We start from the raw sequence: 21,980 nt of genomic DNA, 5'->3' as shown, positions 1-21,980 counted from the left end.
GTTTACTTATTTTAATTATAGCCTATTTTTTACTCTGATAGCTAATTTACCGATAAAAAAAGCAGATCTGTTAATCAGATCTGCTTAGTTTTTAATTCTTTTTGGTTTTATATGCTCGTTTTTTAGCTTTTGCAAGCTTACGTTCCCGAGTTTTTTGCGCATTTACTTTTTCAGCACGTTCGCGACGAATCTTATATGGATTATTAATCATTAAAGTTTGTCCTACAGAGAAAGCATTTGTAACTACCCAGTACAAGCCTAAAGCTGCTGGGAATTTAATAGCCATAAAGAAAATCATCAACGGCATAACATAAGTCATTGACCGTGTCATAATATTACTTTCAGCTTGTGACATCATGCTTAATTTTGTAGTTAAGAACGTGAAGAGTGCTGCAAGAATTGGCAATATGTAATACGGATCCGTACTACCTAACTCAGTCCACAAGAAATGCCCAGTTTTCAATACTGGTGAGCGATAAATCGCTTGATACAATGCATATAAAATTGGCATTTGAATAATTAATGGTAAACAACCTGCAACCGGATTAACTCCTGCTTCAGAATATAATTTTTGTTGTTCGGCCATCATTTTTTCCCGTGATTCACGGTCTTTGCCAGGATATTTTGCTTGTAATGCTTTTAATTGTGGTTGTAAGTCACTTGTTTTACGCATTGACTTCATTTGATAAATCATCAACGGTAAAATAATAATCCGGACGATAATTGTGAAGGCAACAATCCCCCAACCATAGCTATGACCCAAAAGATCACTTAAAAACTCAATAACGCGAATGAAATTCCAGACCACATAATGATCCCAAATCCCTGTTGAATTTTCAGTAACAGGTGATGATAAAATATCACTGCTACAACCAGTTAGGAAAAAGACAAGTGTTAAGGAGCTCATAAGAACTAAAAGACGTTTTTTATGACTTTTGTTCATAATTTTCATCCTCACTTTTTTGTTCTGACTGATTCTCTGGTAACAATTCTGCAACTTGCAAAGCGTGCACCAAGTGTTTTTTGAGTTGATGCATTTCCATTGCAGCCAGACCGACCCGGCCAATAACTAAAAAGTCAACATCAGCTCTTAATTGAGGTTTTAGCTCAGTCAAGCTTTGGCGAATTCGCCGTTTAACCCAATTACGTTCCACAGCGTTCCCGATTTTCTTGCCGACTGAAATGCCGACACGAAAATGCGGTTGCTCTGGTTTTTCTAATACATAAATGACAAATTGTCGGTTTGCACAAGATTTTCCTTGGGTAAAGACTTCTTGGAATTCCGCTTCTTTCTTAACGCGGTATGATTTTCTCATAATAATAATCTCCATTAAAAAGCCTACATAACAGAAAAAAAGACCACTGACGGTCCAGTGATCTATGCAGACAAGACTTTTCTGCCTTTACGGCGTCTACGTGCTAAAACTTTACGACCGTTGCTTGTGCTCATACGTTTGCGGAAACCGTGGACACGTTGACGGTGACGTTTCTTAGGTTGATAAGTTCTTTTCATTAAGGACACCTCCCTCATTACTATACTTATTTAGAATATATTTTAAATCTTACTAAATATGCAGTTTCTTGTCAAATCAAGACTTACTCAAATATATTAGCACAAAGTTCTCTAAATTAAAAGTTTTTCTTGACAATCATTCTAAAAAGTTATCCCCAAAAAAGCGGTTTTATTTCTCTTTTTTTGTGGATTACCTTGTAAATACTTTTTTTACATCCCCAAGCTTGTTCACGCTTTTTTCAACAATTCACACCCTGTGTTTATGGTTATCCACAATGTTTTTATTTTTGTTATTAAGTCTTAGAAACATTATTGTGTCAAGGCAGCTTTTTATCATTCTTCTGTGCATAACCCCTATAACCCAGATGGTATTTTATAGTTTTCCACAGCGTGTGATTTGTTCAATTTACAGCCTGTGATTTTCTTTTTAATCTTTTTCACATTCTTGTGGAAAACTTTTTTTGTAAATGCTAAAATAAATTGTAATATTTTTTCTAAGAAAGGAGCGTATCTTTGTGCCAGATCTTGAAACTTTGTGGCAATATTTATGCGATGAATTCAAGAAGAGTCTCTCAGAGCTCAGTTTTAACACATGGATTGGCAGTGCCAAACCTGTTCAATTTACTGATCAAACTTTTGTAATCGAAGTTCCTTCGCAATTACATCGGGATTATTGGTCAAATAATTTACTGGCCCCAGCGTCAGCAATTTTAGAACAAGTTTTGGCTGCACAAGCCTTACCAACTACGGTTAATGTTTTAATTAAATTAAAAAATGAAGCAAATCCGTTAAGTGATGCTCAAGCGACATCTCCCACTCCAGGCCAAGCCGAAACCAAAATGTTCCATCACGATTCACAATTAAACGAAAATTATACGTTTGATCGTTTTATCGTTGGGAAAGGAAACCAACTTGCTCATGCAGCTGCTTTAGCAGTTTCTGAAGAACCCGGTGGCTTATATAATCCACTTTTCTTCTATGGTGGTGTTGGTTTAGGTAAAACTCACTTGATGCATGCAATTGGTCATCAAGTGTTACAAACAAATCCTACGGCTAAAATTAAGTACGTCACGAGTGAAGCTTTCGCAAACGACTTTATCAAATCAATCCAAAATAAACGTCAAGAAGAATTCCGCCAAGAATACCGGAATGTCGACGTTTTATTAGTAGATGATATTCAGTTTTTCGCTGATAAAGTTGGGACTCAAGAAGAATTTTTCCATACATTTAACACACTATATGATAATAAAAAACAAATTGTCCTTTCTGCCGATCGATTACCAAACGAGATTTCCAAATTACAAGCTCGTCTTGTTTCTCGTTTCGAATGGGGACTTCCGGTTGATATTACACCTCCGGATTATGAAACGCGGATCGCTATTCTCCGCAATAAAGCAAAAGCTGAAAATATGTCGATTCCAAATGATACTTTCAGTTATGTCGCTGGCCAATTTGATTCAAATATCCGTGAATTAGAAGGTGCTCTTGTGCGCGTTCAAGCTTACGCTAATATGATGAATCAACCTGTTTCTACTAGTTTAGCAGCTGAAGCTTTACGGAATTTAAAAGGAAATAACAAAACTAATCTACTTTCGATTTCAATTATTCAAGATTATGTTGCGAAATATTTCCATTTAACTGTTAAAGATTTAAAAGGTCGCAAACGCGTTAAACAAATTGTTGTCCCACGACAAATTGCTATGTACTTATCACGTGAATTAACCGATGCTTCTTTACCAAAAATTGGTGAAGAATTCGGCGGCAAAGATCACACAACCGTGATTCATGCCCATACAAAAATTGCCGAACAACTCGCAACTGATCGTGATCTCCAAAAACAAATTCAAGAATTAAAAGCCCAACTAAAAGATTAATTTTTAAACGGGCTAATCTCATTAGAAGGTCTTTCTTGTGGACAAATGTGCACAACTATTTAAAATTATCAACACCTTTTCCACAAGTGGAAAAGCGTGTCATCATTTGTTTTGTTTAGTTTTCCACATAATAAACAGGGCCTACTACTACAACTATTTTAATACTAATATCTATTTATTAAGCGGGAGGTCAAAATATTTATGAAATTTACAGTTCGTCGCTCTGCATTTATTAATTATTTAAGTGATGTTCAACGTGCTATTTCTTCAAAAGTAGCTATTGATATTTTAAAAGGAATTAAATTAAACCTCACAATGGATGCCTTAATTTTGACAGGTAGTGATGCTGATATCTCTGTTGAAACAATTATTTCCATTGGAGATGATCATGCAGCTTTAGAAGTTGAACAAGTTGGTAGCATTGTTTTACCAGCAAACTTCTTTATTAATATTGTGAAAAAATTACCAGAAGATACATTAACAATTGAAGTTAATGAACGCTTCCAAGCAACAATTACATCAGGTTCATCTGAATTTGTAATTAACGGATTAGATCCAAATGAATATCCACGATTACCAGAAGTTGATACAACTGAACAATTACTTGTTGCAAGTGATGTTTTAAAACAAGTTATTAATCAAACAGTTATGGCTGTTTCAAAACAAGAAATGCGTCCGATGTTAACAGGTGTTCATTTAGTCATTGAAAACGGAGAATTACGTGCCGTTGCAACTGACTCACACCGTTTAAGTCAACGTCGTATTCAATTAGCAAACGCTGATACAACAATGCGTTACGATATTATTGTACCTGGACGTTCTTTAAAAGAATTAGCAACAATGTTAGATGCGAATAAAGATGATGTTGTTATTCAAATCGCTGAAAGCCAAGTCTTATTTATGTTTGGTCATTCATCATTTTATTCACGTTTGTTAGAAGGTATGTATCCTGATACACAACGTTTAATTCCAACAACAAGTGAAACTCAATTAGAATTAGATGCACCTAGCTTGATGCAATCTATTGATCGTGCGTCATTACTTTCACATCAAGGACACAGTAATGTTGTTCGTTTGAAAATGGAAGTGGATGCTCAAACAGCAACACTCTTTGGTAATTCACCAGAAATTGGGAATGTTGAAGAAGAAATTGCTTTCCAAAACTTAACTGGGAATGATTTAGAAATTGCGTTTAATCCAGATTATATGAAAGATGCTTTACGTTCATTTGGACAATCAACAATTAAAATTTCATTCACTCAACCATTGCGACCATTTATTTTAGTTCCAACAGAAAATGAAAATGATTTTGTCCAATTGGTGACACCAGTTCGGACAGCCGATTAAAAACTAATTTTAAAAAACACCACCTTCTGATGAGAAGGTGGTGTTTTTTTGTAGGATAAGATATAAATACGCATTATAAATAAAATTAAGATGATTTAAGCCGTTTTTTAGGGGAGATAGTATAAATACATTAAAATAATAAAAAATGCCTTAAATTGACTTTAAATTGTTTTTTAAGGGTAAAAAAGGTATAATTAGAAGGTGAATTTAAGAAAGTGAGGGAGAAAATTGGAACAAGAAATTTATTTAACGACACCCTATGTAACTTTAGGGCAATTATTGAAAATTGCTGATGTAATTAGTTCCGGTGGCCAAGCGAAGTGGTTCTTAAGTGAATATGGTGAAGATATCTTCGTAAATGGTGAAAATGATTTTCGTCGTGGTCGGAAATTGTATCCAAATGATCAAGTTGAAATCAAAAACGTTGGCCGCTTTGTAATGAAAGCACAGTCTTAATTTCCATGGATTTACAAAAAATTCAATTAACTAATTTTCGAAATTATCCGAAATTAGAATTAGAATTTTCCCCTCACGTAAATGTTTTGATTGGCGAAAACGCTCAAGGGAAAACTAATTTGTTAGAAGCAATCTATGTTTTAGCTTTAGCGCGGAGTCATCGAACTACGAATGATAAAGAAATGATTGCGTTTGAAGAGGAGTTTGCGAAAATTTCTGGAACAATCCAACGGCGATTAGGTAAATCAAAATTAGATTTAATCTTAAATAAAAAAGGCAAAAAAGCGTTAGTTAACCAATTGGAAAAAGCGCGACTTTCGCAATATTTAGGTCAATTAAATGTGATTTTATTTGCACCAGAAGATTTAGCTCTTGTTAAAGGAGCACCGACTCTCCGGCGACGTTTTATTGATATGGAATTTGGCCAAATTGATAGTCAATATTTAGCGAGTTTATCGCAATATCGCCAAGTCTTAAAACAAAAAAATCAATATTTGAAAATGTTACGGCAAAAACAAGCTCAAGATGAACTCTATTTAGATGTTTTATCAGATCAACTAGCAATTTATGGTAGTCAAGTAATTTTTAAGCGGCAACAATTTTTACAAATTTTAGAAAAACATGCTCAAAAAACGCAAAGTGAAATTAGTCAAGCGAAAGAAGAGTTGAAGTTAGTCTATGATTGTAGTTTAAAAGAATTTTCAGAAATGACAGCCTCGGAATTAACAGTTGAAAATTTACAAAAAGCTTTAAAAGCTGAATATCAAAAGTTGAAAAACTATGAAATCAAGCGTGGAACAACTTTAGTTGGACCGCACCGTGATGATATGCGAATCTTATTGAATGATAAAAATGTTCAAATTTATGGCTCACAAGGACAACAAAGAACGGCTGCTTTAGCTTTAAAGTTGGCGGAAATTGATGTGATGTATGAAAAAACAGGTGAGTATCCGATTTTATTATTAGATGACGTTTTATCAGAACTTGATAGCCAAAGACAAACTTTGTTATTGAAAACAATTCAAGGAAAAGTTCAAACCTTTTTAACAACACCGCAATTAACGGATGTGGCGCAAAATTTGATTGAAGAACCGCGGATTTTCGCGATTGAACAAGGTCAGGTTACCTTGCAACAAGAAGGTTTTATGAAAACAACAGAACTTGAATTACAAGAAAATAAGAAAAAAGTTGAAAAAGAACAAGAACTAAATGAAATATTAGGAATCGTTCCGAAAAAAGAATGAAAACACAATGAAAACTTAACGATTACTGATCAAAGGAGGAACTATTGTGACAGAAGAACAACTTGCTAACCAACAAGAAGCAGCACAAGCTTATGATGCGAGTCAGATTCAAGTTTTAGAAGGTCTCGAAGCCGTTCGTAAACGTCCCGGAATGTATATTGGGTCTACTAGTGTACAAGGGTTGCACCACTTAGTTTGGGAAATTATTGATAATGGGATTGATGAAGCCTTAGCTGGTTTCGCAGATGAAATTAATGTCATTATTGAACAAGATGAAAGTATTACAATTATTGATAATGGTCGTGGGATTCCGGTTGATATCCAAAAGAAAACAGGACGTCCTGCATTAGAAACTGTCTTTACAATTTTACACGCTGGTGGGAAATTTGGCGGTGGCGGTTATAAAGTGTCTGGTGGTTTACACGGTGTAGGGGCATCAGTTGTTAATGCTCTTTCAACAACTTTAGATGTTGAAGTTCGTCGTGAAGGTGACGAAAATATTTATGCCATGGACTTTGAACTAGGTAAAGTTAAGCACGCCATGCAAGTCACAGGGACATGTGGTATGCACGAACACGGAACAAGAGTTCATTTTGTACCCGATCCTGATATTTTTACAGAAACAACTAAATTTGATACTAAAATTTTAACAACACGGATTCGGGAATTAGCATTCTTGAATAAAGGGTTAAAAATTACGATTGAAGATTTACGTCCGGAAAAACCAGTTAAAAATGAATTTCATTATGCTGGAGGGATTAAAGAATACGTTGAATATTTAAACACAGGAAAAGAAGTTCTGTTTGAAGAACCAATCTATGTTGAAGGTGAACAAGCCGGAATCGCGGTTGAAGTTGCTTTACAATATACGAATGACTATCATACGAATTTATTAACTTTTACAAATAATATTCATACTTATGAAGGTGGGACTCACGAATCAGGGTTCAAAACAGCTTTAACACGGATTATTAATGATTATGCGCGTCAAGCTAAAATCTTAAAAGATAACGACGCTAACTTATCCGGTGAAGATGTTCGTGAAGGCTTAACGGCAGTCGTCTCTGTGAAACACCCTAATCCACAATTTGAAGGACAAACAAAAACTAAATTAGGGAACTCTGATGCGAGAACAGCAACTGATCGGATTGTTTCTGAAATGTTTACGAAGTTCTTGATGGAAAATCCAACAGTTTCTAAGAAAATTGTTGATAAAGGCTTACTAGCAGCGAAAGCGCGAATTGCTGCTAAAAGAGCTCGTGAAGTTACCCGGAAGAAAAATGGTTTAGAAATTTCGAACTTACCTGGTAAATTAGCTGATAACACAAGTAAAGATCCAGAAATTTCAGAATTATTTATTGTCGAAGGGGATTCCGCCGGAGGATCTGCAAAACAAGGGCGCTCACGTTTAACACAAGCAATCTTGCCAATCCGGGGGAAAATTTTAAACGTTGAAAAAGCAACATTAGATCGCATCTTAGCTAATGAAGAAATTCGGTCCTTATTTACAGCTTTAGGAACAGGTTTTGGTGATGAATTTGATGTTGGTAAAGCAAAATATCATAAATTAATCATTATGACGGATGCCGATGTTGATGGGGCCCATATTCGGACTTTATTATTAACATTATTCTATCGCTTTATGCGACCAATGATTGATGCGGGTTATGTCTATATTGCGCAACCACCATTGTATCAAGTTCGCCAAGGTAAAATGGTTAAATATATTGATTCAGAAGAAGAATTACAAGAAGTTTTAGGTTCGTTACAACCATCACCAAAACCCGTTATTCAACGCTATAAAGGGTTAGGTGAAATGGATGCCGAACAATTATGGGAAACAACAATGGATCCTGAACGTCGCCGCTTATTACGGGTTGATTTACGTGATGCGCAAGAAGCTGATGCAACATTTGATATGTTGATGGGTGATAAAGTTGCGCCACGTCGTGAATTTATCGAAAACAATGCGACCTATGTAGAAAACTTAGATGTTTAATTTCTGCGGGAAAATTTCCCGGGAAATATTAGTCCAGAAAAAAGTGAAAATAGGGGGTTAGTGACTTGGTAGAATTACCTAATCGAATTACAGATATAGATCTTTCAAATGTTATGAAAGAATCATTCTTAGATTACGCAATGAGTGTTATCGTGGCCCGGGCTTTACCGGATGTCCGCGATGGTTTAAAACCTGTTCACCGCCGTATTTTATACGGAATGAATGAATTAGGTGTGACACCAGATAAACCATATAAGAAATCCGCCCGGATCGTCGGCGATGTTATGGGTAAGTATCACCCACACGGGGATTCCGCGATTTATGAATCCATGGTTCGGATGGCACAAGACTTTTCATATCGTTATATGTTAGTTGATGGTCACGGGAACTTTGGTTCTGTAGATGGCGATGGAGCTGCTGCGATGCGTTATACCGAAGCGAGAATGTCAAAAATCGCTTTGGAAATGTTACGCGATATTAATAAAGATACAATTGATTTCCAAGATAACTATGACGGGAGTGAAAGAGAGCCGGTTGTTTTACCTGCTCGTTTCCCAAACTTATTAGTTAATGGGGTAACAGGGATTGCGGTTGGTATGACAACTAATATTCCACCGCATAACTTATCTGAAGTTATTTCTGGTTTACACGTTTTAATGGAAAATCCTGATGCGACAACAGCTGACTTAATGGAAGCTATTCCAGGACCCGACTTCCCAACAGGTGGGATTGTGATGGGTAAATCTGGTATCAGAAAAGCTTATGAAACAGGACGTGGAACTATCACATTACGTGCTAAAGTTGAAATTGATGAATTAAAAAATGGTCGTGAACAAATTGTTGTTCATGAATTACCATATATGGTCAATAAAGCGAAGTTGATTGAGCGGATTGCTGATTTAGCACGCGATAAGAAAATCGAAGGTATTACCGATATTAAAGATGAATCAGATCGTGATGGAATGCGGATTTCTATTGATATTCGTCGCGACTATAGTGCGTCGGTAGTGTTGAACAACTTATATAAGATGACGATGTTACAAACAACATTTGGTTTCAATATGTTAGCGATTGTTGATGGAACACCAAAAGTCTTAAGTTTAAAACAAATTTTAGAACATTATTTAGCTCACCAAGAAGTTGTTATTCGTCGTCGGACACAATTTGAATTGAAAAAAGCGCAAGCACGTGCTCATATCTTAGAAGGGTTACGGGTGGCTTTAGATCATATTGATGCGATTATTAGTATTATTCGGAATTCTCAAAGTGGAGATATTGCGAAAGATCGTTTGATGAATGAATATCAATTGACTAATAAACAAGCACAAGCGATTTTAGATATGCGTTTAGTTCGTTTAACAGGCTTAGAACGTGATAAAGTCGAAAATGAATATCAAAAAACAATGGCTGCAATTGCTGATTATGAAGATATTTTGGCTCGTCCAGAACGAATTCATCAAATCATTTATGAAGAATTATTAATGGTTCAAGAAAAATTTGGTGACGCTCGTCGTTCTGAGTTAATGGTTGGTGAAGTTTTATCAATTGAAGATGAAGATTTAATTGAAGAAGAAAATATCACAATTACTTTAACTCATAATGGATATATTAAACGTTTAGCAACGGAAGAATTGAAAGCTCAAAACCGTGGTGGTCGAGGAATTAAAGGTATGGGAATTCATGATGATGACTTCATCGAACATTTAATTACTGCTTCAACTCACGATGAGTTATTCTTCTTTACAAATGTTGGTAAAGTTTACCGGATGAAAGGTTATGAAATTCCTGAATACGGACGGACTGCCAAAGGGATTCCAGTAATTAACTTATTAGGAATTGAAGCTGAAGAAAAAATTCAAGCTGTTATTAAAGTGACTGAAGAACATAAGCAAGAAGATAAAGAACAATATCTCTTCTTTACAACGCTATATGGCCGTGTTAAACGGACAAGTGTAGCAGAGTTCCAAAATGTTCGTAAAAACGGTCTAAAGGCTATTAATTTGCGTGATAATGATGAATTAATCAAAGTTGTTATCACTGACGGTACTAAGAATATGATTATCGGGACACATGATGGCTATGCTGTTAGTTTCCCTGAAACAGATGTTCGCGAAATGGGCCGATCTGCATCAGGTGTGCGTGGTGTTCGTTTACGTGAAGATGATTATATTATTGGTTCAGCTATTTTAGAACCGGAAAACAATGTCTTAGTTGTTTCTGAAAAAGGTTACGGAAAACAAACGCCAGCTAGTGAGTATGCAGTTAAGAGTCGGGGCATCAAAGGTGTGAAAACTTTAAATGTTACTGATAAAAACGGTAAATTAGCGGGCTTGAATTCAGTAAACGGAACAGAAGATATGTTAGTGATTACAGATGCTGGCGTTATTATTCGCTTCGCTGTTGCAGATGTTTCACAAACAGGTCGGGCAACTCTAGGTGTTCGGTTAATGCGTCTGGATCAAGATGATCGTGTAGCAACTATGACGAAAGTTGAACCAGAACTTCCAGAAGATTCTGATGAAGAAATCATTGAAGTAACTGAAACAGAAGTTGTTTTAGAAACGAATGAAACATTAGATCAAGCTGATGCTTTAAAAGATGTTGAACGTCTTTTAGATAAAGCACAAAATGATGAAGAATAAAATTAAATAAATTAGAAATAGTCGCTTGTTAGTTAACAAGCGACTATTTTTTTATGAAAGCATCTCAATGAATTAAGTTGTATTTTATGCTAAAATATATTAGTGAAATGAAAGCGTAACCAACGCTATATAGGAGGGCTTTTGATGGTACATAAAAAATCACAAAAAGCTGTGACAGTCGCTAGTTTAACTTTATCAGCTTTTTTAGTCTCGGGTGGAGTTTTTGTTTTTGAAAATCAATATCAACCAAAGACGGAAATTTCAGCAGATACAACAATTCAAAATGTAGGTAATTTTGCAGAATTACAAGCAGCTGTTAAACAAGGTGGAGTAATTAAATTAACGAAAGATTTTCAAATTACGCAACCGCTTATTGTTGAAAAACCAATTCAGCTTGACGGAGATCAACATTGTCTCAAATTGGATACAAGTCACTGGCCTAGTGTGAATCAAAATATGTTTGTGATCGGCAAACAAGGATCAGGTTCAACTTTTAAAGATGTCATTTTAGATGGTAACAATCAAGGTCGTCTATTTGCATTGAATGAAGTTAATAATCTAACTTTGACGAAAACAACGGTGAAAAATGGAACAACCCAACATTTACCAGATATTTATACGCAAGGTGTTTTAAAACAAAGTTATCAAGGTGGAGCGATTCATGCATTGCATTCTACTTTAAATTTAAACGATGTAACTTTTGAAAATAATCATACAAAAGAAGGCGTTGCAGCTAAAACAGCAGATGCCGCTCCGCACGGTGGTGCAATCTATAGTGGAACATCCAATATTAATATTACAGGTGGTAAGTTCTTGAATAATTCCACAGGTGGTGTTTTGGGTAAGAAAGGATGGAACGGTGAAGGTGGTGCCATTAAACTCGAAGGTGGATCACATCTGAAGATTAATCAAAATCAAACAGTTAAAAATCGGGCTCAGACATTGTTTGAAGGTAATCATACTGATGATATTTGGGATACAGGTGGACGTCAAGGTGGCTCCATTGAAGCTACGGATAGTGAAGTCTTGATTAAGAATACAACATTTAAAATTACGACACCTGCCGCTAATACAGGTGGTGCCATTAAATTCGAAAATTGCCCTAAAGCAGAAGTAGTACATTCATATTTTGAAATTGCGCCGAATTTAACAAATGTAGTTACAGCTGGCGGAGCGATTACAACAGAAGGTTCTAATTTAAAAATTGCAGATACTAATTTTCAAACTGGATTAAAATCTTATGCTTTAGAAGCAGGGGGCTTAATTCAAGTTGTTGGATCGGGTAATTTTGAATTAGTTAATTCAACTTTGACGGGTTCTGGCGTTGCTTGGAATGCTAGTTGGAAAAAGACGGCTAAATATGGGGGAGCAATTTGTTTTTATGATGGCTCAACTGTTAAAGGTGAGATTAAAAATACAAAAATCCAAAATTTTACTAGTGAAATTTCAGGTGCAGGGATTGCGATTGGGACACAATTAGATGATAAACGACATGCTAATGTTAATGTGACCTTACAAGATACAGACTTAATTAATAACGTCACATATGCTTGGAACAATGCCAACTATGGTGGTGGAATGTTTATCGATGAAGGTAGTACAGTTAATATTTTAGGGGGATCAATTAGTTCTACAGTAGCTAGTGCCACTGCAGGAGCGATTTATAATCAAGGCCACCTTACTATTTCTGGTGGTGCTAATATTTCGAATAATCATGCTCATTTTATTACCGGCGGGATTTTTAATGATGGATATTTAAAAGTTGATCAAGCTACGATTAATAATAATCAAGAAACGGAAAAACATCATGTTTTAAGTAAACAAGAATATGGTGGGAGCAATATTTATGCTAAAAAAGATGTCATTATTACTCCACGAGCAAATATTACAAATGGTGATGTGCGCGTTTTAGATCAACAATCGGCTATTTTATTAACGGGAAAATTAGACAAAAGAATTGATGTTTCTGTGAGTGAAAAAGCCAAGGACAGTAAATGGAATTTAAATCAAAAAGTTGCTGAAACCCAAAAACGTCATGTGGGATATGTGGTTGCGAAAGGGATTGACGGTTATCAACCACAAGCCAGTGATTCAGAGTTTTTAAATTATATTAGTCAAGATACTGCGCAAAAAGTAGCAGCGTATACTGATCACCAAGGTATTGGGGAATGGGATTTTGTTTTAGCACCGCAAAAAGAAGTTGTTTTAGGTCAAAGAGCTAAAATGATTTATCATGCTAATGCGAAAGATGCCTTTTTTGCCAATCACAAAGCAACGAAAGAACAATTATATACAATTTATAGTTCTAAAACACCATGGACTGATCCAGTACAAATGACACGTTTGGCAGAATCACAAAATCCAACCCGGGCACATTATAAGTTGAAAAATTGGTATCAAACGGCAGTAACTGATGAAAATGTCCTAACAAATCCAACAAAAAACGTATATGATTTTACAAAGGGGCATTTTGGTCAGTTAGAACCAAATACAACTATGGTAACAAAGATTGTTAATCCGCATCTTTTAAATGTTTATGCCGGTTGGATTAAACAAGTTAATGTTGATTATGCCTTTAAGAGTGTTACTCCAGGAAAAGATTTACCACAGTCGATTCAAGATTTATTGCCAGCTGCACAGCAATTTGATCAAGGTAGTGATGTAAATACGGCTAAAATCACGCAAAAAACAATTCAAGTCGCTGATGGAACATGGACTTTAACTCATAATTGGCAAAAACAAATCAAAAAAATTATGCAAGATCAACACTTAGTTGCTGAATGGAAATTTACACCAAAACCAATCAAAAAATATCAAGCAAGTTATGAATTTACGAGTGGAACACCAGGAAAAACATTGCCACAAACAGTACTTGATTTGTTGCCTAAAGCAGATTCTGATTTAATTGAAGGTAGTAAATATCAACCGGCAATGGTTAATACAACTGAAATTAAAGTGGCTGATGGGACATGGACATTAACTACTCCATGGCAAAAGGATGCAGTTGTTGTTAAGGGTGATTTAGTATTTAAGGCAGTTTGGACATTTAAAGCAAGTAAATCTGATGATCCAACACCAGAGCCTACAAAACCAAATAAACCACAAAAAGAAAAAGAACCTACACAACCACAAAAAGAAACTAAAGACAAAATATTACCAAAAACGGGAGAAAAACAAAATTTTGCGCCAGTAATTAGTAGTTTATTAGGTGTTTTTGGTCTATTTATCGGAGGATTTGTCGTTTTAAAAAATAAAATTAAGAAAAATTAAAAATTAAATCAAAATAGCTCGTTCCTTTTAAGGAACGAGCTATTTTTTTGCTTATTTAGTTTTCTTTTTTGCGTAAATCTAAACCAAGGAAAGCAAGGCTGCCACTAATGGTGAGTAACATCAAACCAAGGGTTGTGTGAGCGATTGGAGAAGTAGAACCGGTTGTTGGTAAGGTCTTTTTCGTTGGTGTTGCAGGTTTTTCCACTGGTTTAACCGGTTTTACTGGTTTATTAGGTTTTTCAGGAGTAACCGGTTTAGTTGCTTTTTTGTAGATTAAAGTGATCTCTTGAGGAGCAATTGTGAAATCTCCTGTTAAGTTAGTATTAGTTGTTGTTGCGATTTCTTTAAATTCATAACCTGGAATAGCTAATTTAGTTATATTAAATTTAGCTGCAATATTTTGTGGATCATTACCTAGCGCTGGGTTTTTAGCGCGACCGTATTCGATTTTTTCTGGATGCAAAGTTTTACCATTTTCATCAACGTATTTAATTGTAAGTTGGCCGGTTGGTAACAATTTTGCGTATTGTTTATTAGCATCATTAGCAAGTTGGATTGAATCGCCAGAAAGACCCAATAAACCTAACCCAAGACTGAATGGGAAAGGAACGCGAGCAATCATTTTTTGAATATATGGTGAATGAAGTTTTAAGTCGATGGCACCAGTTACTAACATTACAGGACCAGTTCCTTGAGTAGTTCCAGTACTTGTTGCGATTTCATTAAATGATTTATTTGTAATAATCGCATTAACCCCACGTTTATAGTCTTTAGAAATAGATAAGACCATTGGCTTCATAAAATCAGCAGCGGACATTTTTTCAATATCAGCCGTTGGAATCATCACTACTGGAATATTCACTAAGTATTGATGGTCTTTTTTAGTAAGTTTAGCTGTATCGATGGTGACATGCCAACCTTGTTGATCCTTATAAGCATGTGGAAAGACGGTTGGATCAGGTTTTAACCATTCACTTGTGAAGACAACATCAATATTTTTGTCGAAAATCAAACGACTATCAAAACTTGCCTTTAAAGAACCTTCAGCTTTGGAAACAAAACCAATATAGCTCCAAAGTAAATAAAGTGGATTTTGATCACCTTTACCGATTGATTTAGGATCTAAAGTTGCACGATAACGAAGTGTTTGGGCTTGTGTGACAGGTAAAGCTTTTTTAACAGTGTCATAGTCTTTGGTGTTTTGTACGACATCATCTGTTGAAATTGCAATAGTTGGTGCTAAGGAGCGGATTTTATTAACCTGAGCCATCCAATATGTGATGTTCTTTTTAACATCACGAGGGTTGGGAACTCCGATTTGATAAAGTTTACCATTGCTTTCTTGTTCGATTGTTTTGACATCAGCAGCTGTTAAAACTTGTGTGCTACGGAAGAAAGTACCTGTTCCGTCAGCTTTTGTGTTATAAGCGATGAACATTTTACCGTCAAAGTAACTCCATTTAGGTCCGGGTAATTTGTCACCAACATTAAATGTTTGTGTGGCAGTTGTTGAAGAGGGACCATTTTGATAGAAAGTAATTGTAATTTTTTGAGCAGTAGGCGCAGCTAGTGTTCTTAAAGTAGCTGGTTTAACCGGGGTATTCGTTGTTTTTTCAGCTTTTTTACTTGGAGTAACTGGATCAGCTGCTTTAATAGGTGTTAATTTTACAGATTTACTTGGTGTGGCTTCTTTTGGAACAACGGTTTGTGTCGCTTTTTCAACTGGTTTGGTTGGTGGCTGTGTTGTATCAGCATTAATAGAATTTTGAGCTAAGCCAATCCCAATCAGAACAGAAGCAACCCCGACAGATAACTTTTTAATTGTGTATTTACGTTTTTCAACAAAGAATTTATTATTTTGCATAATAAAACCTCCTTTAATTCCAAAGATTAATAATATAACGCAATGTAAGCGTTTTATTCACTGTTATTATAAAAAAATTATAGGTTTTTGTAAATTTAAAACCATTCAATTTGGGGTGTTTTTTTGAAATAAAAAAGGCCCAGTGATTGTTACAAATCACTGGGCTAGAAAAGGGGATTATTGATGTTTATGCATTTCTTTTTTTACTCGTTCTTCTTTCATTTTGTTGAAACGAGCTTGAGCTTTCTTTTCAGCTTCTTCGATTAAGTGATGATCGATGCAAAGATTTCGGCATTCTTCTTTAATTAAATCGTCTAATTTCTTTTGATCGTCTTGACAATGTTGACAACTCATAAAAAAACACTCCTTTAATCTTTTTTTGTACACGTCGAATATAGCACCAAAGTATTATTTTGAAAATTAAAAAGTCTTCTGAAAATAAGAGATTTAACAAAATTTAACTTTTCGGATAATCTGGAAAAGAGCGGGATAAATGGTTGCAATGGCGAAAAATCAGTGCTATAATACTATTTCGTGAGTATCTAACAAGCAAAAGCTTTAGATTACTCTCCTTGTTCTTAAGATTTTTTAAGAACCACAAGTCCATAAGGAGGTGCAAACAGTCATGAAATATGAAATTACTTATATTATCAGCCCAGCAATCGACGAAGCTGCAAAAGCAGAATTAGTTGAACGTTTTGATGCTATCTTAACAGATAAGGGTGCAGTAATTAGCGATTCAAAAGACTGGTCTAAGCGTCGTTTTGCATATGAAATCGGTGGCTTTAACGAAGGTATCTACCATATCGTTAACGTAACAGCTGATGCAGTAGCAATTGACGAATTTGACCGTTTGGCTAAGATTAACGAAAACATCTTACGTCATATGATCGTTAAACGCGAAAAATAATTTTTAACTATTGAATTAAAACTTGAAAACTAGGAGGATGCAATCTTGATAAATAGAGCAACTTTAGTCGGAAGACTAACTAGAGATCCTGATTTACGTTATACCCAAAGTGGTATTGCAGTTGCAACATTCACATTAGCAGTTAACCGTCAATTCAAGAACCAAAACGGTGAACGTGAAGCTGACTTTATTAACTGTGTGATTTGGCGTAAAGCAGCCGAAAATTTTGCGAATTTTACACATAAAGGTTCCTTAATTGGCGTTGATGGCCGAATTCAAACACGTAATTACGAAAACCAACAAGGTCAACGTGTTTACGTAACTGAAGTCGCAGTTGATAGCTTCTCATTGCTTGAAAGTCGTTCCGAAGCTGAACGTTACCGTCAAAGTAATCCAGCAGGTGGTGCTACTCCTAACTATCAATCTGATAACAACCCTTATGGTGCTCAAATGAATTCTAATGCTCAAAGCACAGGATTCACAGGCAATGTAAGTGCTGGTCAAAACACTGAACAAACAATGGGTGATAATAATGCTCCCGATCCGTTTGCTAATAGTGGCCAACAAATTGATATATCAGATGATGACTTACCATTTTAGTAACGAGGAGGGAAATTAACAATGGCACAAAACCGTCGAGGCGGACGTCGTCGTCGTAGAGTCGACTTCATCGCAGCAAACCACATTGAATATATTGACTATAAAGATGTAGATCTTTTACGTCGTTTTATCTCAGAACGCGGTAAAATTTTACCACGTCGTGTGACAGGAACAAGCGCAAAGAACCAACGTCGTGTAACAATCGCTATCAAGCGTGCACGTATCATGGGCTTACTTCCATTCTCATCTGAAGAATAGAATATATTTAAGACACTCTAACCAGCGGCGTTAGGGTGTCTTTTTGTTTCACGTGAAACATTGAAAAAAGCAGCGTCAAAATTATAATTAATTTTGGCGCTGCTTTTTTGAGTAAAAACAAAAGTTTCACGTGAAACAATTAGTTTTGAATATTTTCAATAAAATCAATTACTGTTTGATTGAACTTTTCGGGTTCATCCCAGAATAACATATGACCAGAATTTTCAAAGAAAACAGTTTGAGCGTTCGGGATATTAGCACCCACCCATGCGCTACCGTGCCAATCGAACACTTGACTATTACGAGCCACGCAAACTAAAGTTGGGACTTTAATATTTGGAATAAAGTCGCGCCAATCAAGGTTTGTATGGTCACGCATAATATCAATTCTGATTTGACCAGGACAACGATTGATTTCGGAAGCGAGTAATTCAGCTTCTTCATCAGTTGGAATATTATGCAAGCAAGCAGATACGAGACCTGCTGCTGAACCGGATGGGTCATATTTAATAGCTGCACAAGTTTGGATAAAAGTTTCTACATCAAAGCAGGCTTTTTGTCCCCATTGCCAATCAGCTTGAACATATTGAGCAGGTGATTGATCGACACAAATTAAACTATCAACACGGTGGTTACCGAATAATTCAAGATAGCTCCATAAAACAGCCGCACCCATAGACCAACCAAGGACTGTGACGTGTTCGACATCTAATGTGTCTAAAACGTTTTTAACATCCATAGCATACCGCGCGATGCGATGTCCAGAGAATACTTTATCGGACTGACCGTGACCTCTAAAATCAAGAGTGATGACTTTAAAATGTTTTGACAAAGTAGGAACATTTTTTTGCCAAAATTCAGTCGTGCATGTCCAACCAGGTAAAAGTAAGAGTGGTTTTCCTGAGCCGGAGACTTCATAATGAAGGTCAACGTTATCATTGGTTTTTAAATAAGGCATAATTTATCGATTCTTTCTAAAAAGCTAAAAAAATAATAATAAATTCTATTAAGAATTTTAACATATTATTGAACCGCTGCCAAAAGGCAAATGCCGCGAAGTGTATAGAAAAAATAGTTAATATAAGCTTTTTCTTTTAGTAATAGATCGTCTATATGGTAAAATTAAATTAAAGAGAGTTTAGATATTTTAGAAATGAGGGATTTCAATGAAAGTGTGTCCAAAATGTGGTCAAGAAGTTAATCCAGAAGCTTTAATGTGTGATAACTGTGGTGAACAATTCGGTCCAGAAGTGGAAGCAATTGATACAGAAAAAATCATGCACGAACAAGCTAGCCCAACACCTGAAGAAGAAATGTTAGGCGATAGTATTGAAAACTCTGTTAAAGGCGGCGTGAAACATAATTTAACGAACACAATTTTATTAATTGTTGGGTTAGTGATTGTGGCATTAGCAGTTTACTTTTTAAATAAATAATAAAATTAAATTAAAGAGCTAGAAGAACATTCTAGCTCTTGTTTTCTATTAAAGATAAATTATTAGACAGGAAGATAATCAATGACAGATAAACCAAAAACAAATCCAGAAGAAACTGGATCAGAACAAGTCACAGAAGAGGTGGCACCAAAAGAACAAGTTGTAAATAATGAAGTAGTTGCCCAACCAAAAGCTGATCAGATTACGGAAAAGGCAGAAGTAAAAGAGCTAACACCAGAAACCAACAACGATTCCAAGGCAGCACCTGCTGTAAAAAATAAAAAAGAACCGTTTGATAAGAAAAAATGGGCCTTAGTAGTAGTGATGGGAGCAATTGTTATTGCTGGATTAGTTTGGTTTTTTACACGAGCAACTCCTAAAAAAGTAGTTGTAGGTAATGTGTTTGAAATTACATCAACGGATAAAAATTCAAGTTATAAGAACTATCTTGTTTTTGGTAAACAAGAGAAAAAACAAGCTATTTTGGCACGAATTTATCGGAAGAAAAACAATGAAACTAAGCATGTTGTGGCTTCTAATGGTTGGTATATAGCTAAGGATGAGGCTGAATTGAAAGAATTAGCGACCGATCAAGATTTCTTTAACAAAGTGTATCAAATGGGTCCTGATGAATGGGAATATTGGGCAGTTGCGCAATATACTTATGAAATTGAAAAAGATAAAATTAAATTAAACTATAATTTAGTTCATGTTCATAAGAAATCAAAGAAAAAATATCCAGCAGCAGTCATTAATATTAATGATTTAAAACATACAAAAATTGATGGTCGCTTATTAACATATGGTGAGAGTAAATACCAAAGTATGTTAGGGCAAACAAATTCAGAAATTCAATTAGAAAAAGTTAACTAAACAAGATTTTTCAGCAACTTTCTGACAGAAGGTTGCTTTTTTTATTGATTTTCACCTTGAAGTGAGAAAGAAGTATTGACTAAAAAAGGCAATCAGTTAATATAGAGGATATGGACAAAAATAAAAATGAGAGAGGGGCGTTAAAATGCACAAAAAACAAGTCGCTTGGGTGACAGGTGCTTTGTTATTAGCTAATATCATTTCCGGGTTAGATGCGACGATTATTACAACGGCATTACCAGCGATTATTAGTGATTTAAATGGTATCGAATATATGGGATGGATTATTGCCGTCTTTTTATTAGGAATGGCAATTTCGACTCCAATTTGGAGTAAATTAGGTGAACGAACAAGTAATAAGTTTGCTTTGCAATTATCTTTAGTTGTTTTCATTGTTAGTTCACTTTTAGAAGGTGCAGCAACGAACATTTGGTTCTTTTTAATTGCCCGCATTTTTATGGGGATCGGAACTGGTGGGATGAGTGCTCTGCCATATATCGTGATTGGCGAACTATATCATAAGTATTATCAAAGATCGAAAGTCTTAGGTTATATTGCAGCTAGTTGGAGTGCCGCAACCATTATGGGTCCGTTAGTCGGTGGATGGATTGTTGATGCTTTAAATTGGCATTGGGTCTTTTATATTAATGTACCATTAGGTTTGATTACAATTATTATTATTCAAAAATATTATGCTGTTAATAAAAACACACGGAAAGTCCACTTTGACTTTAAAGGTAGTGTGTATATGATTATTGGATTGTCTGCCTTGTTATTGGGAATTCAATTAATCGGAATGGCTTCGAATTATTGGGTAGCAGGATTAATGATTGTGGGTGGTTATTTCTTATGGCGTTTAACACAAGTAGAAAAAACAGCTCAAGATCCGATTATTCCGGGACGAATTTTCAAAAACAAACCATTAGTAGCTGATTTTGTTTTATTCTCAGTTGCATGGGGTGGCGGGATTGCCTTTAGTAATTACGCTCCGATGTGGGCGCAAGGATTATTGGCAACAACGGCTTTAATTGGTGGTGTGACCCAAATTCCAGGGGCTGTTACGGATTTAATCGGCGCGCAAAGTGCACCAAGATTACAAACAAGATTCCGTGCCGGGACAATTAATTTTTATAGCTTATTATTAATTTTAATTTCATTAGTTATTTTAATCTTTGCAGGTGTGGATGCTAGTTTTACAACATTATTAATTTCTAGTTGTTTCTTTGGATTAGGAACAGGGTTGATTTTCGTTGTTTTACAAGTAAAAGTCCAAAAAGATTCGAGTCGTCAAGATATGGCGATTGCGACTTCTTTAAGTTTCTTATCTAGAATTTTAGCGCAAACATTTATGTCATCTATTTATGGTGTGACCATGAATCAAGCGTTAGTTCAAGGTGTGAAAGAATCAAAAGGTAAGATTACAATTAAAATGATGAACGCATTAAGTGATCCGGTAGCGATTAAAACATTACCAGAACATTTGATTCCACAAATGCGAAATATTTTACATCACGGCTTGCATAATATTATGATTGTAGCAGCAGTCTTAACGGCAATTGGGATGATTTATAGCCAATATGCCGCTAAAAAACATGGTGCCAATGATATTTTAGATGTTAACGCTGGAGATTAAGCGCTTAAAAGACTTGCTGAAAGGCGAGTCTTTTTTCGTATCATAAGAAAAGAGGATGAAA

General features: G+C 35.5%; 19 protein-coding genes. 13 read left to right on the top strand and 6 right to left on the bottom strand.

All coding sequences use genetic code 11. From position 1 onward, the window contains the following. Nucleotides 1-91: 91 nt before the first annotated feature. The 3 genes from G540_RS0101045 to rpmH form a co-directional block, all read right to left on the bottom strand. Nucleotides 92-943: a YidC/Oxa1 family membrane protein insertase gene (locus G540_RS0101045; RefSeq protein ID WP_035463447.1), complete on the bottom strand. Its 852-nt coding sequence runs from the start codon at nt 941-943 to the stop codon at nt 92-94. Continuing rightward, on the bottom strand, nt 927-1,316 hold the full coding sequence (rnpA, locus tag G540_RS0101040) for a ribonuclease P protein component (protein ID WP_027106486.1): 390 nt from the start codon (nt 1,314-1,316) through the stop codon (nt 927-929). The genes G540_RS0101045 and rnpA overlap by 17 nt, the downstream gene beginning before the upstream one ends. 62 nt (nt 1,317-1,378) lie before the next feature. Beyond that, the gene (gene rpmH, locus G540_RS0101035; protein WP_010581276.1) at nt 1,379-1,513 is read right to left on the bottom strand and encodes a 50S ribosomal protein L34; all 135 of its coding nucleotides are present in this window, start codon (nt 1,511-1,513) and stop codon (nt 1,379-1,381) included. Between the two features lie 515 nt (nt 1,514-2,028). Here rpmH and dnaA point away from each other — a divergent pair. From dnaA to G540_RS0101000, 7 genes are all read left to right on the top strand, one after another. After that, nucleotides 2,029-3,387 (top strand): chromosomal replication initiator protein DnaA, encoded by a 1,359-nt coding sequence (gene dnaA / locus G540_RS0101030; protein WP_027106485.1) that lies wholly within the window; start codon nt 2,029-2,031, stop codon nt 3,385-3,387. 201 nt (nt 3,388-3,588) lie between these two features. Then, complete coding sequence (dnaN, locus tag G540_RS0101025) at nt 3,589-4,734, top strand: DNA polymerase III subunit beta (RefSeq protein WP_027106484.1); 1,146 nt, start codon at nt 3,589-3,591, stop codon at nt 4,732-4,734. A 228-nt stretch (nt 4,735-4,962) separates the two neighbouring features. Next, on the top strand, nt 4,963-5,190 hold the full coding sequence (gene yaaA / locus G540_RS0101020; RefSeq protein ID WP_027106483.1) for a S4 domain-containing protein YaaA: 228 nt from the start codon (nt 4,963-4,965) through the stop codon (nt 5,188-5,190). 5 nt (nt 5,191-5,195) lie between these two features. After that, on the top strand, nt 5,196-6,434 hold the full coding sequence (gene recF, locus G540_RS06805) for a DNA replication/repair protein RecF (protein WP_051188906.1): 1,239 nt from the start codon (nt 5,196-5,198) through the stop codon (nt 6,432-6,434). A gap of 46 nt (nt 6,435-6,480) precedes the next feature. Further along, complete coding sequence (gyrB, locus tag G540_RS0101010; RefSeq protein WP_027106482.1) at nt 6,481-8,433, top strand: DNA topoisomerase (ATP-hydrolyzing) subunit B; 1,953 nt, start codon at nt 6,481-6,483, stop codon at nt 8,431-8,433. A gap of 65 nt (nt 8,434-8,498) precedes the next feature. Further along, nucleotides 8,499-11,075, top strand: coding sequence for a DNA gyrase subunit A (gene gyrA, locus G540_RS0101005; RefSeq protein WP_027106481.1), 2,577 nt, complete (start codon nt 8,499-8,501; stop codon nt 11,073-11,075). A gap of 144 nt (nt 11,076-11,219) precedes the next feature. Beyond that, nucleotides 11,220-14,345 carry an SHIRT domain-containing protein gene (locus tag G540_RS0101000; protein WP_027106480.1) on the top strand — a complete coding sequence of 1,042 codons (3,126 nt, stop codon included), beginning with the start codon at nt 11,220-11,222 and terminating at the stop codon, nt 14,343-14,345. A gap of 55 nt (nt 14,346-14,400) precedes the next feature. On the opposite strand, the gene G540_RS0100995 is transcribed toward G540_RS0101000, so the two are convergent. Continuing rightward, complete coding sequence (locus tag G540_RS0100995; protein WP_027106479.1) at nt 14,401-16,209, bottom strand: MucBP domain-containing protein; 1,809 nt, start codon at nt 16,207-16,209, stop codon at nt 14,401-14,403. A gap of 177 nt (nt 16,210-16,386) precedes the next feature. Beyond that, on the bottom strand, nt 16,387-16,563 hold the full coding sequence (locus G540_RS07375; RefSeq protein WP_155885123.1) for a hypothetical protein: 177 nt from the start codon (nt 16,561-16,563) through the stop codon (nt 16,387-16,389). A 271-nt stretch (nt 16,564-16,834) separates the two neighbouring features. Here G540_RS07375 and rpsF point away from each other — a divergent pair, with 271 nt between their 5' ends. From rpsF to rpsR, 3 genes are read left to right on the top strand one after another with little or no spacing between them, the layout of a single operon-like run. Continuing rightward, nucleotides 16,835-17,119 carry a 30S ribosomal protein S6 gene (gene rpsF, locus G540_RS0100985; RefSeq protein WP_027106478.1) on the top strand — a complete coding sequence of 95 codons (285 nt, stop codon included), beginning with the start codon at nt 16,835-16,837 and terminating at the stop codon, nt 17,117-17,119. Between the two features lie 45 nt (nt 17,120-17,164). Beyond that, nucleotides 17,165-17,719, top strand: a complete 555-nt coding sequence (gene ssb, locus G540_RS0100980; protein ID WP_027106477.1) for a single-stranded DNA-binding protein — start codon at nt 17,165-17,167, stop codon at nt 17,717-17,719. 21 nt (nt 17,720-17,740) lie between these two features. After that, on the top strand, nt 17,741-17,977 hold the full coding sequence (gene rpsR, locus G540_RS0100975; RefSeq protein ID WP_027106476.1) for a 30S ribosomal protein S18: 237 nt from the start codon (nt 17,741-17,743) through the stop codon (nt 17,975-17,977). Nucleotides 17,978-18,116: 139 nt separating this feature from the next. On the opposite strand, the gene G540_RS0100970 is transcribed toward rpsR, so the two are convergent. Next, entirely contained in the window at nt 18,117-18,935 is an 819-nt protein-coding gene (locus G540_RS0100970; protein WP_027106475.1) for an alpha/beta fold hydrolase, read from the bottom strand. A gap of 208 nt (nt 18,936-19,143) precedes the next feature. Here G540_RS0100970 and G540_RS0100965 point away from each other — a divergent pair, with 208 nt between their 5' ends. The 3 genes from G540_RS0100965 to G540_RS0100955 all read left to right on the top strand — a co-directional run bounded on the left by G540_RS0100965 (nt 19,144) and on the right by G540_RS0100955 (nt 21,919). After that, nucleotides 19,144-19,413: a zinc ribbon domain-containing protein gene (locus tag G540_RS0100965; protein ID WP_027106474.1), complete on the top strand. Its 270-nt coding sequence runs from the start codon at nt 19,144-19,146 to the stop codon at nt 19,411-19,413. Nucleotides 19,414-19,494: 81 nt separating this feature from the next. Beyond that, a complete protein-coding gene (locus tag G540_RS0100960) occupies nt 19,495-20,286 on the top strand; it encodes a hypothetical protein (RefSeq protein ID WP_027106473.1) in 792 nt (263 codons plus the stop codon). 145 nt (nt 20,287-20,431) lie between these two features. After that, nucleotides 20,432-21,919, top strand: a complete 1,488-nt coding sequence (locus G540_RS0100955; protein ID WP_027106472.1) for an MFS transporter — start codon at nt 20,432-20,434, stop codon at nt 21,917-21,919. Nucleotides 21,920-21,980: the final 61 nt, after the last annotated feature.

This window comes from Ligilactobacillus ceti DSM 22408 (genome assembly GCF_000423245.1).
GTDB classification, from domain to species: domain Bacteria; phylum Bacillota; class Bacilli; order Lactobacillales; family Lactobacillaceae; genus Ligilactobacillus; species Ligilactobacillus ceti.
Note: the sequence above shows the minus strand (reverse complement) of the source record. Positions and strands in the feature narration are given on the sequence as shown.